We start from the raw sequence: 11,076 nt of genomic DNA, 5'->3' as shown, positions 1-11,076 counted from the left end.
TTATGGATAGATAAATTTTAAACTTTGCTTGGTTCAAGCCCCCGGATAAATCCTGTGGCATTAATTGCGAATTGCGAATTGCGAATTGTGCTGACTTTTGATTTCCGCCTTGCGGTACTAGCGATCGGAATGTAAATATTTGTATAAAATAAACTATCTAAAGTGAAATTTACCGTTTGAAAATTGGTGTTATAAATTGGTGCTCAGATTTTAATTAGAAGTTTATTTCCCAATGAAAACCCAAAAAATCAGTTCAACAATACAAGAAAGTAGACCCACCAAGACGAAAAAACAGTCTTTTCCTGGCATTAATATTGGTACTCCTAAAGTACCATTCCGCAAATGTCAGAAAATAGTACAACAGCATGAGTTACTGAGTGACTGGGAACACGCGAGTTAATTTAGTGACATATTTTTACACCAACTTACACTATGGTGTCAGCATCTGTGCGACTCCCGGTATCCGGTCGGACATTAACTGAAGAACTATTTTGACACTCCCCGCGATAAATCGACGGGGATTCTTGGTTCACTGAGACCACTTAAACTAGGTTCCTTGCGTTACCTAGCCCAGAGGTGGGACTCTCCCCAAGCGTTAACTTTGGGTATGCCCTACCCTAGTTGCATTTCTGAGGCAGTGCTAACTTGCGGTGAGCCACTCTTGTTGCAACTGCCGTGCAAGTCCTGTTTAGTTTGAAACAAATAGTTCCAAAAATCTGAGTCGCCTAGCTCCTATAAATCTTTTACCTACTGCTAGGAGGAAAATAGAACAATGCAGTAGAACCGCATAGATTTAATTGTCAAGGTTCAGCGCTTTGTCTTTCGACGGCTAGGTTTTTTAAGTGGTTGATTACCTTTCCACTTTCATTAGTATAGTGTATTAGTACACTAATTAATTGAAAGCCGTCGTAGAACAACGGGGCTTTAAACCCAATTTTTCGGTAAATTAGGAGTGCAATGGTTTTTTCGGTCTATTGCCATGAGCCAACAATCTGAATATTCCCCTTCATGCAGTTCATGCGCGGGCAATAGTTTTACTTTCACAAAACCACATTTCTCATAGCAGCGGATAGCGCGAGAATTGTCAACATGAGGATCTATGACAATTTTATCAGCTTGCCGCTGTTCAAAAAGATAACTGATAACTGCTGACAGAATTTTTGTACCAATTCCCTTGTTCCAATAGTTGGTTTCGCCTATGAACAAGTCAATTCCGTAGACATCATCAGTTTGATCGAGATGATACAATTGTCTATCGGTTTGTGATAAGTCATTAAGCGCACAATACTGCAAATAACCAATGGGAATATTTTGATAGTAGAACAGACACGGAACAACCGGGTCATCTCCCCTGATCATCGGTTTGTACGTTTCTATAATTCTTTCTACATCAAAAGGATTATCTCTTCCTTCATAAAATTTTAAAATTTGTTCATCAGTTAACCATTTTGCCATCAACTTATAATCATGTATTTCATCCTGCATTAGACGAATAGTTATTTCGTCTTGTTGAATTAACATATACTGTGTAGATTTTTCTAGGCCGTATTTAAATAATTATATAGGAGTAATATTTGATTTCTGAAAAAGCTCGGTAAAGCTCGAAAAGCCTAATTCCTTATTCCCTACTCCCCACTCTCCACTTCCCACCTACGCAGATAATTTCAAAAATCAAATACGATTCCTATAGTTTGTTCAAAATGTTTATTATTTTGTACAAATTATGAAAAAGAAAAAGGGAATTCCATGCCTGCTTTGTAAAAATGGAATCCCCTTGAAATTTTGCCTTATCTCTACCAAAAGATACTTAATAACGAGCTTAAATTCACTCAATTACCACCAGACGTAACAGCTTTATTATGTATAGCAGTGTCTTCAGGCTTTCTCTGCCATTTGCCATCGCTGCCTGGTTCGTATTCATTCTTCACACTATTCCAAGCAACTTCACGCGCACCTTCTTCACTCATACCATCACTTTGAGCAGCATTAAATGCAGCTAGAAAAATCTGCTGTGCGTGTTCAGGTAACTGTTCTCTAATTTCACCAGACAATTCATTTATTGTTTTATCAGACATAAACTTACTCCGATTGTCTCAATTTAAGTTCATGTTAAAAAGCTTGCAAGAGAATTTCCTCTTTCTGAAAGTAGAGAAGTAAATAATCATACTTTTGGCTGAGTCAAGCGATTTTTAAATCAGCGATGCAATGATATTGATGCTCATCGCTAAAATGGTGGTATTGAAAAAGAAGGATAATATGCTGTGTAACAGAGTCAAGCGCCTCATATCGCGCGATCTCGTCTCCACATCTGAAACTTGACTAGTCATGCCAATTACGAATGAATAATATAAAAACTCCCAATAGTCTGGATAGTCGTTATTAGGAAAATCTAAACCTCCGATGATTTCTTGACTATTATTACGATTAATATATTTGTAATAACTGTGTGCATATTGCACTGCAAACATCGTATGCACTAGTAACCAGGAACCGACAATGGTCATAATTGAAAGTATGACATGTAGGGTAAGCAGAGTTGTTGACAACCCTTTTTTATCAGTTAGTAAAAACCCGATCGCTAAAACACTAGCACAAGCCGCAGCTATCACCAGCATGAATATAGCTAAATGTCCTTCATATTCATTCTCAGCATAACGGCGAATTTTTTCTGGGCTAGCCTTGATCATTTTCCACCAAGTTACGGCTAAGAAAAAGTCAGTGCCAAAGTTCCAAGCGCAGAGAATGCGAGTTGGTAAATGCAGCCAAGATGGAAGAATTATTGAAACTAATATAGCAATTCCAACAGCAATAATCAGTCGGGGTCGGTGGTCAAAGTTTTTAAATAAATTAAGTTTCACAAATATTGCGATCGCAAATTTGATCTAGATCGGTTTGAAAGCAGGAAGATATCGCAGTTCTGGGCACTCACACAGAAAGATAAGTTGAATTGTAATTATAAAACGGTAGAGGGTGCAGAGTTTGCGTTGGCTCTGTCCACTTACTTATAACGCTCCCAATTAACCCTCTAAGAAACTGAAACCCACAGGAGGATACTTACTTTAACTTGGCTCTAATCGTCTCTATTCGTTGACGATTAACACCCAAATCACTCTGACCTAAGCGTGAAGCAGAACGCACTTGGATTACATTAGCATTCCTGTCTAGATAGAACTCTACATCATCTACAAATCCCAACAAAGCACTTTTAAATTCTGCATATAAATAATCTTGGCTTTCGGTAATGATTTTAGTTCTTGGCAAGGACTCAATAATCTTTTTAAGATTAGTAATTGCTTCTTCTGGAGTAGATGTAAAAGTCAGTGGGGCAATTTTGTGAACTGCATCTGTACTCTGACTAGAAACACAGTTAGGGGAATTAGGACAGGGTGCTAATTTACCGTTACTGATACCTAAATTATTTGGTCGTTTGCCAGCAAAAACCATAATGATGTATTCGGATAAGTGAATAAGTATACTCTCACACATTTGTTGACATCACTGTAATACTTTGCCGTAATTGCATCTTCTGGCAAATGGCAGATTCACTAAAACATGGGTGATGCGTTCGCTCTATGATTCGGTAAGTATCGTCTAGGCGAAGACAGATTATGACGCAAACAATTTCAATCAACGACTCTGGGCGCTTGCAACTTGCACCTCTAGAAATCCCATCCCGTCTATTGTTGGGGCCTGGGCCCTCCAATGCCCATCCTACAGTTCTCCAGGCGATGAATACTCCACCAGTTGGGCATCTTGACCCAGCTTTTCTCGCACTCATGGATGAGATTCAGTCGTTGCTACGCTACGTATGGCAAACAGAAAACCCACTCACCATTGCAGTCAGCGGTACGGGAACAGCCGCAATGGAAGCAACCATCGCCAATGCTGTAGAACCCGGTGATGTGGTTTTAATTGGTGTAGCTGGTTACTTTGGTAATCGCCTTGTGGATATGGCTGGACGTTATGGCGCAGATGTCCGAACCATTACCAAACCTTGGGGACAAGTTTTCAATCTGGATGAACTCCAAGCTGCCCTAAAAACTCATCGTCCAACTATTTTAGCCCTAGTTCATGCCGAAACTTCCACCGGCGCACGTCAACCATTGGAAGGTGTCGCTGATTTGTGCCGTGAATTTGGCACTTTGTTGTTAGTTGATTCAGTCACAAGTTTAGGTGGCGTCCCCTTGTTTTTGGATGCTTGGGGAGTTGACTTAGCCTATAGTTGTAGTCAAAAAGGGTTGGGTTGTCCGCCTGGTGCTTCGCCCTTTACAATGAGTCCGCGTGCCGTTGAGAAATTGCAACATCGCCAAACAAAGGTTGCAAACTGGTATTTGGATATGCTGTTGCTGGGCAAGTATTGGGGCGCTGAACGCACCTATCACCACACAGCACCAATTAATTTATATTATGCATTGCGGGAAGCACTGCGTTTGCTTGCAGAAGAGGGGTTAGCAAACTCCTGGCAGCGTCATCAAAAGAACGTAGAATATCTCTGGGAAGGGTTGGAGAACTTAGGACTGAGTATGCACGTTGAGCAGCAGTATAGACTGCCAACGCTTACCACTGTCTGCATTCCAACAGGTGTAGATGGGAAAGCGATCGCTCGGCAGTTACTCAATGAATATAATATTGAAATTGGTGGTGGTCTTGGCGAACTAGCCGGTAAAGTTTGGCGCGTCGGATTGATGGGCTTTAATAGTCGTAAAGAAAGCGTTGACCAACTTTTAGCAGCACTACAGCAAGTTTTGCCTAAGTAGTTTACGGGCAAAAGCGGTGCGTTAACAGTAGCTTAACGCACCTGAGATAAAGAGCGTAGGCATCGCGCTAACATTGTTTGCGAATTAAAGCAAAGCTGATGCTCCATACTTACTGACTCTTTTTACTTATCCGAAGGATTAAAGAAAGGGCAGGTTAATTTTTGTAGGCGGATACAATCGCATTGTCAGACGAAACAATCGCATTTTCAGGCGAAACAATCACATTGTTGGGCGAAACAATCGCATTGTTGGGCAAAACAATCGCATTGTTGGGCGAAACAATCGCATTGTTGGGCGAAACAATCGCATTGTCAGGCGAAACAATCGCATTGTCAGGCGAAACAATAACATTGTTAGGCGAAACAATCGCATTGCAGGTCAATGTATTAACAATTCAGGAGATTAGGTTAAGATGCCACGGTAATACTAAAGTGCGGCTCGTTCACATTTTGTAAACAAGCCGGGAGAATATATCTGTTGAGTATCCCTCACTGGCTCACTGCGAGAAAAAACCAACAAACAGTAGAGGCAAGAGTATTAGCATGGACACAATTAATACGAGGGTTGCCGGCTCGATTTTAATTTGGTTCTTCTGTGGATCGCGCATTTGGCACTCCCTCGAACAATAAGTATATTAACTCAGCCTAAAGGATGCTTATTCCTTTTTCCAAGCCCAATCAGGTTGAAAAATGTAAATTTTTTAAGTAGGCTGGTGCATTAAATTTACATTTTTTGATTTTAATAACTGTTGATACTTGATTCATCTTCCCATCAGCTTATTTCTTCCAGGGTAGTTTAGTTCCCATTTCAGTCAATGCAGAAAAGATGAGATAGAGGACGAGTAACCCTGCACCCGCCAAAAAAGCCAGTAAATCGTTATCCATAAGCGCTAATTGCTAAAACTTTGCTAATCATAGCGGAATCACTTAATATTTAGCATTTTTCTGAACCTGCAATCTTTGGTCTTCTGGGTGCAAACTATACCAGCCATACCAGTGACGAACTGCTAGCCAAACGGCTGAAAGCAAACCCGCTAGGCTGAGGGTTAGTCCACTGAATGGTACTAATAAACCAAAGATGGGTAATACTGCTCCAGCAATAGTGCAGATAATAGCAGCAAGGGAAGCGCTGCGACTTGCCCCCAATCCCCATGTCAGAAACAGTAAGATGATGGAAATTAAAGTCCAAGCCAACTGAGCATTGATGATACGAGCTAGATAGGTCAAAACCAATAGACAAGCAAAGAAAATACTAGCAGCGATCGCAACATTTTTAAAACTCATTGGCAGTGACAAATATAACAACAATATCCACCACAAAAATATTGCTGGTGCTAGCAATAAAAGACGCGGAATTACGCCAGTGTGACGAATAGGTTCGGTGTTGGTAAACACTCCAAATGGATTTTTGACTGAAACATTATCGTCAAACTTCCAAGTAAATTGGGTACTGCGTCCGTCAACTTTAATTTCATTAGGTACAATACCACTGGCAAAATCAGCCGGAGCAAAGTTAGCAATTGCTGTGAGGCGGAAGTTGGAAAGCAACTGTCCCGTTGCACTATAAACCCAGCGTGGCCCTCCTTGAGCCTGATAAGTAACTCGAAAGGTGGTTTCTTCCCCTGGTTGTAAGCGGAAGGGAAAACTATAATTACCCGCGTTGGTTGGTTGTAGCCTAGTTCCATCACGCTCAACTTTATAGCTAGCAAGCAGTGTATACCCGTTGGGTGGCGGTACTTCAAAGAAAAAATTATTAATATCCTTAAGCTGATTGACTACTTTATAGTCAGCAGTATAATTTGCTTGATAAACTGAACTGCGACCTGGAACATCTACGCTTTGGTCAAGCTTGACTTGAATTTGCGAACCAGCCAGCATCAAGAAGCGCGTAATCTCTCGCGTCTCATTTACCTTAACTATTTTGCCATTGACTTGAGCGTTATAAGAGTATGGCTCTTGAATAGAGTAGCGCACTTGCGGCGCAAATTGTTCGAGCCTTTCACCTGCAACAGTTTGAGCCACTTGAGCCACCTTCGCTTGTTCCCAGTGGTGATAGCGATTGCTTAAAGTTGAACAGAGAAAAAATCCTGGTACTAACAAAACTAATACCAGGGTTAAATGTTGTAATCCCCGCAGCAGTTGAGAATAACGAACACTCCATTCGCCAATGAATATAAGTTGTTCCGGCTGGCTTCGACGGAGAGAAAAACTGATCAGTGCGATGGCAACTCCCAAAGCTACGATCAAAAATACTAATAATAGTGAAGCTTTGAGCGCCTGGGTTCCAAATTGGACAAGCTCAATCGGATGCGTCAAATCGGGTAATCCGGGAATACCTTGAGCAGAAGATGACATTGGCTGATTTTTGCAGAATTTGGAGAACCAGACCAATAAATTCACTTAAAAGTTTCTGAACAACAGTTTATTTGATACGTCGAGAGTTGGGTGCACAGCTAGCTGTGACTCTGTAGTTAATTTTTCCGACACTCATCTGTAAGTTCTATTGGTACAAACATCAAAAACCCGGTTTTTATGACCGGGCTTTTGAGCGGAAACAATAGGGATATATTCCCCGCAGGTTAGTTATAAGAGGTTAAGTATAATATCGATGCTCTGATATGTACTACCACCCCGACGTTATTGATTCCGGAAAATTATCTAAAAATTTTTGAGTAGCTTTTATCTTGCAAAATACACCAAGCAACTGACAGCATTAGCGTATAGGATTTAAAAATATTAATTTTCCGGCTTTTGCTGATGAATAACGAATTTGGTATCTGGCAAGAATGGCTGACAGTATTTACCTATCTAGGTTTCACGGTCTTTATTATCTGGCGCGTGTTTTCCGCAAAGAAGAATTAAAAAAGCTGCATACCATCTCACCAGGGCCTTTTGGCTCAAAGGGCAAAACAGTCCCATCTTGTTGAACCTTGACTCGTTCACGACAATTGTAAACCTCGGTGGGTCTTTTGACTCCATCTACACTAACTGCTGCTCTGTATTCCCAATAATTTTTAGCACTTCGATTGATGCTGAGAATGCAAATCTGGCGGCGTAGCCCATCGTAATTGCGGCATACAGATGCAAAAGCCGGATGTGCTACGGATAAAATTAGTATCAATAAAAACAGAAAAACGACAGTTCTTATCTTGCTCATAAAAAATTATTGGAAAATCCTATTTACTGAGCAGCAAAAAGCTCACAATACCATAGGTACGATAGAACTTATATTTGATTGTGTAAAAAAACTCTGTACAACTCAAAAAGCCTTCTTGCCTTCTTGCCTATTGCCTATTGCCTATTGCCTATTGCCTTTCGTGCGTCTAAGTAATTAAGAAAGTCAGATTATATCTGGCTGGGTTGCCACTATTTGTAACTGTAGTCTTATTTTGAAGAATTGATGTGACATAATATGCAAAAAAAGTCAGTCTTAAGGATTATAAATTGCGACTAAAAATAAATTCCGAGCAATCTGAAATTGTACGCGGTTTTACGGCAGTACTACTTTTCGGCCAAGTGTGGCTACATTTTCTCCAAGGAAAAACTTACTATCGCAAGATTTTCCAACATCTGGTGACTGCTGGGCCATGCTCTATCTCTCCAGTTCTCCTTGTCAACGGTTTTGCAGGAATGATTTTTACTATTCAAACGGCAAGGGAATTAATTCGATTTGGGGCTGTCAATGCTGTGGGAGGTGCTTTTGCCTTAGCTTTTTGTAGAGAATTGGCTCCAATTTTGACTGCTAGCATTATGGCGGGACAAGTCGGTTCTGCTTTTGCAGCAGAAATAGGTGCAATGCAAGTCACAGAGCAAATTGATGCACTTTATATGCTCAAAACTGATCCGATTGATTATCTAGTAGTTCCTAGAGTAATTGCTTGTTGTTTGATGGTGCCTTTGATGACGATTTTGGGTTTAGTTACGGGCATCATCGGCGGAGTTTTTGCCGCATCACAGTTTTACAAAATTCTTCCCGAAACATTTTTAGAATCAGTCAGAAATTTTTTAGAACCTTCAGATTTGTTTATTATTTTGCTAAAAGGGTTTATTTTTGGTTTACTGGTTGCTGTCATTGGCTGTAGTTGGGGGTTAACTACTAAGGGCGGAGCAAAAGAAGTAGGAGAATCGGCAACAAAAGCAGTTGTCACTAGTTGGGTATCAATTTTTGTCATGGATTTTTTCCTCTCTCTATTGCTGTTTGAACAGCCTGCATTTTGAAACTAACTATTTACAGCACATTTCAGGTAAATGAAGTACATACATAAAACCCAAAACCTTGTGGAGACGTAGCACTACTACGTCTCTACGTGTATTCGATTAGAGCGCAATCTGCTGTAATAACAAGATTCCCAACTTTTTTAACAAGTCGAGAACCTGAGCTAAAAAGGAATTTGTGGGTAAACAATACTTGTTCTGAAGCGATGGCGCAGCCCGCCGCAGTCATCGCTAGCTTTTTTTTTGGCATCACTTCAAAACGCTAGAGCAATTTGGGAATATATTAACTTGTAGAGTAGCGCACCCAAGCCCAAACCTGTCAATGAAAAGATAGATGCAGTCCAAAAGGCTAGCCCTTCCTTAAGACCTGCTGTTTGAAAGTCTATCCTGACTAATATAGTCGCCGAAATGATCAGTAAAGTATCAAGAAATACCCGAAACCAGGCAATCATAATAAAGAATAAGAAAGCTCCTAAGACGGCAACGCCGAAAGACCTAGTATTTGATTTAAACAAAACATCTAAATAATATGTCATTTTTAGCCAAGGAATGGTCAACGTTACTATTAAAAGCAAAATAGCAACCACAGTCATCAGCCAGATAAACAGAGGAGCACGTGCTTCAGATATTACCCAGCCCAAAGTACTGTAACTAAGCAGTACTAACGCCAGGGACACCCAAGGAACTCTTTTCAAAATTGACATGGGTTGATATTCCTAGTACGGGGTCAAGGTCTTATTCCATTATTGAATCTTAATATAGGGAGTTTATTATAACTATTGACTAATAGCTAAACAATCATTTTCCGCCCACCAAGCGTAGATAGGCGTGTTGCGGTCTGGTAATATGCCAAAAGTATTGGGTTGCAACACATTTATGCTAATGCCATTTGTTAATTCCACAACATAATTAACATGTGTGCCCAAATACATAACATTGACAAGCCGTCCTTCAAAACAGTTAGCTGGCAAATTGGGTGGATAAAGAGAAAGCTGGATTTTTTCTGGGCGCACGCTGACTACCACCGCTTGTGATAATTCAGATGGTGTATCTTCAGCGCGGCTAATGACAATTGAGAGTTCCGTTTTGGTCAGGATTTTAACATTAGAGGAGTCTACCGCTACAATTTTACCGCTGAATAAATTTGTATCGCCAATAAAATCAGCAACAAAGGATGTCTGAGGACGTTCGTAAATTTGGCTGGGAGTGCCAACTTGTTCAATTTTGCCTTGATTCATTACGGCAATGCGATCGCTCAAAGACAATGCTTCTTCTTGGTCGTGTGTCACCATCACAAAGGTCAATTCTAAGTCTTTGTGTAAATTTGATAACTCGACCTGCATTTCCTTACGCAGTTTTAAATCTAACGCTCCTAAAGGTTCATCTAATAGTACGACGGCGGGACGGTTGACTAAAGCCCTTGCCAAAGCGACTCGCTGCTGTTGACCACCAGAAAGTTGATTGGGAAAACGCGATCGCAAACTCTCCATTTTCACTAGTTTTAAAGCTTCTTGGACTCTAGCTTCAAGTTGCGATTTGCGTATTTTTTTTAACCTCAGTCCAAAGGCGATGTTATCCCAGACATTCAGGTGGTTAAATAAAGCGTAACTTTGGAATACAGTATTGACGGGTCGGCGGTAAGGCGGCACATTAGTCATAGACTGACCCTGAATCAACACCTTGCCAGCATCAGCGATTTCAAACCCAGCAATTAAGCGCAGTGTTGTTGTTTTACCACACCCGGAGGGGCCTAAAATACTAAAAAATTCTCCCTGTCTGACATCCAAATCTATTCCATTAACTGCTGGTTCTTGGTTAAAAAACTTGAACACATTACGCAGTTCAACATCAAGTGGCTGAAAAGTTGTTATCCCCCTTTGATTCTCCATGAAAATTTGAGCCATAATCCTCTGTAGAATGCCGTGATATTACGTGATTGTCAGTAGTCTATTGGACAGACTAAATTTGACACTTTGGTTTATTGTATCCGCCAAAAACAATTGTTCAAGAATATACTAGACTGATTCTTTCGTACCAAGTACTGGGCATGAGTATATGTAGGGTGTGTTACGGCTTCCGTAACGCACCAAAATCTTCGGATGGTG

At 40.6% G+C, this 11,076-nt stretch carries 12 protein-coding genes; 3 read left to right on the top strand and 9 right to left on the bottom strand.

The features are described 5' to 3' along the window. Window positions 1-232 precede the first annotated feature (232 nt). Window positions 233-400 (top strand): hypothetical protein, encoded by a 168-nt coding sequence (locus tag VB740_RS33595; RefSeq protein WP_323204150.1) that lies wholly within the window; start codon window positions 233-235, stop codon window positions 398-400. Between the two features lie 524 nt (window positions 401-924). Here VB740_RS33595 and VB740_RS33590 read toward each other — a convergent pair. The 4 genes from VB740_RS33590 to VB740_RS33575 all read right to left on the bottom strand — a co-directional run bounded on the left by VB740_RS33590 (window position 925) and on the right by VB740_RS33575 (window position 3,444). Continuing rightward, window positions 925-1,521 (bottom strand): GNAT family N-acetyltransferase, encoded by a 597-nt coding sequence (locus VB740_RS33590; protein WP_323204149.1) that lies wholly within the window; start codon window positions 1,519-1,521, stop codon window positions 925-927. Between the two features lie 308 nt (window positions 1,522-1,829). Then, window positions 1,830-2,075 (bottom strand): ChaB family protein, encoded by a 246-nt coding sequence (locus VB740_RS33585; RefSeq protein ID WP_323204148.1) that lies wholly within the window; start codon window positions 2,073-2,075, stop codon window positions 1,830-1,832. 114 nt (window positions 2,076-2,189) lie between these two features. After that, window positions 2,190-2,858 (bottom strand): DUF1345 domain-containing protein, encoded by a 669-nt coding sequence (locus VB740_RS33580; protein ID WP_323204147.1) that lies wholly within the window; start codon window positions 2,856-2,858, stop codon window positions 2,190-2,192. A 196-nt stretch (window positions 2,859-3,054) separates the two neighbouring features. Further along, entirely contained in the window at window positions 3,055-3,444 is a 390-nt protein-coding gene (locus VB740_RS33575; protein ID WP_323204146.1) for a DUF1499 domain-containing protein, read from the bottom strand. A 164-nt stretch (window positions 3,445-3,608) separates the two neighbouring features. Between VB740_RS33575 and VB740_RS33570 the strand changes: the two genes are divergently transcribed. After that, window positions 3,609-4,757 (top strand): alanine--glyoxylate aminotransferase family protein, encoded by a 1,149-nt coding sequence (locus VB740_RS33570; protein WP_323204145.1) that lies wholly within the window; start codon window positions 3,609-3,611, stop codon window positions 4,755-4,757. 154 nt (window positions 4,758-4,911) lie between these two features. Here VB740_RS33570 and VB740_RS36915 read toward each other — a convergent pair whose 3' ends face one another. The 3 genes from VB740_RS36915 to VB740_RS33555 all read right to left on the bottom strand — a co-directional run bounded on the left by VB740_RS36915 (window position 4,912) and on the right by VB740_RS33555 (window position 7,913). Then, window positions 4,912-5,139 (bottom strand): hypothetical protein, encoded by a 228-nt coding sequence (locus tag VB740_RS36915; RefSeq protein ID WP_416291152.1) that lies wholly within the window; start codon window positions 5,137-5,139, stop codon window positions 4,912-4,914. 544 nt (window positions 5,140-5,683) lie between these two features. Beyond that, window positions 5,684-7,111 (bottom strand): hypothetical protein, encoded by a 1,428-nt coding sequence (locus VB740_RS33560; RefSeq protein WP_323204143.1) that lies wholly within the window; start codon window positions 7,109-7,111, stop codon window positions 5,684-5,686. 472 nt (window positions 7,112-7,583) lie between these two features. Continuing rightward, the gene (locus VB740_RS33555) at window positions 7,584-7,913 is read right to left on the bottom strand and encodes a hypothetical protein (RefSeq protein WP_323204142.1); all 330 of its coding nucleotides are present in this window, start codon (window positions 7,911-7,913) and stop codon (window positions 7,584-7,586) included. Between the two features lie 287 nt (window positions 7,914-8,200). On the opposite strand from VB740_RS33555, the gene VB740_RS33550 reads away from it, so the two are divergent. Then, on the top strand, window positions 8,201-8,974 hold the full coding sequence (locus VB740_RS33550; RefSeq protein WP_323204141.1) for an MlaE family lipid ABC transporter permease subunit: 774 nt from the start codon (window positions 8,201-8,203) through the stop codon (window positions 8,972-8,974). Between the two features lie 251 nt (window positions 8,975-9,225). Here the strand turns inward: VB740_RS33550 and VB740_RS33545 are convergent, their stop codons facing one another. Both VB740_RS33545 and VB740_RS33540 read right to left on the bottom strand, forming a co-directional pair. Further along, entirely contained in the window at window positions 9,226-9,675 is a 450-nt protein-coding gene (locus VB740_RS33545; RefSeq protein ID WP_323204140.1) for a hypothetical protein, read from the bottom strand. 72 nt (window positions 9,676-9,747) lie between these two features. After that, window positions 9,748-10,875 carry an ABC transporter ATP-binding protein gene (locus tag VB740_RS33540; RefSeq protein ID WP_323204139.1) on the bottom strand — a complete coding sequence of 376 codons (1,128 nt, stop codon included), beginning with the start codon at window positions 10,873-10,875 and terminating at the stop codon, window positions 9,748-9,750. Window positions 10,876-11,076 lie beyond the last annotated feature (201 nt).

Origin of the sequence: Nostoc sp. UHCC 0251, from assembly GCF_034932245.1 — a bacterium.
Lineage (GTDB): Bacteria > Cyanobacteriota > Cyanobacteriia > Cyanobacteriales > Nostocaceae > Nostoc.
The sequence above is the reverse complement of the archived record's forward strand: the minus strand, read 5'-3'. Positions and strand labels throughout refer to the sequence as shown.

Excerpts from the sequence above, each read along its gene's own strand:
- VB740_RS33555 (WP_323204142.1), bottom strand. The coding sequence starts at position 7,913 with ATGAGCAAGATAAGAACTGTCGTTTTTCTGTTTTTATTGATACTAATT.
- VB740_RS33585 (WP_323204148.1), bottom strand. The coding sequence starts at position 2,075 with ATGTCTGATAAAACAATAAATGAATTGTCTGGTGAAATTAGAGAACAG.
- VB740_RS33545 (WP_323204140.1), bottom strand. The coding sequence starts at position 9,675 with ATGTCAATTTTGAAAAGAGTTCCTTGGGTGTCCCTGGCGTTAGTACTG.
- VB740_RS33575 (WP_323204146.1), bottom strand. The coding sequence starts at position 3,444 with ATGGTTTTTGCTGGCAAACGACCAAATAATTTAGGTATCAGTAACGGT.
- VB740_RS33590 (WP_323204149.1), bottom strand. The coding sequence starts at position 1,521 with ATGTTAATTCAACAAGACGAAATAACTATTCGTCTAATGCAGGATGAA.
- VB740_RS33570 (WP_323204145.1), top strand. The coding sequence starts at position 3,609 with ATGACGCAAACAATTTCAATCAACGACTCTGGGCGCTTGCAACTTGCA.
- VB740_RS33595 (WP_323204150.1), top strand. The coding sequence starts at position 233 with ATGAAAACCCAAAAAATCAGTTCAACAATACAAGAAAGTAGACCCACC.
- VB740_RS33560 (WP_323204143.1), bottom strand. The coding sequence starts at position 7,111 with ATGTCATCTTCTGCTCAAGGTATTCCCGGATTACCCGATTTGACGCAT.
- VB740_RS33540 (WP_323204139.1), bottom strand. The coding sequence starts at position 10,875 with ATGGCTCAAATTTTCATGGAGAATCAAAGGGGGATAACAACTTTTCAG.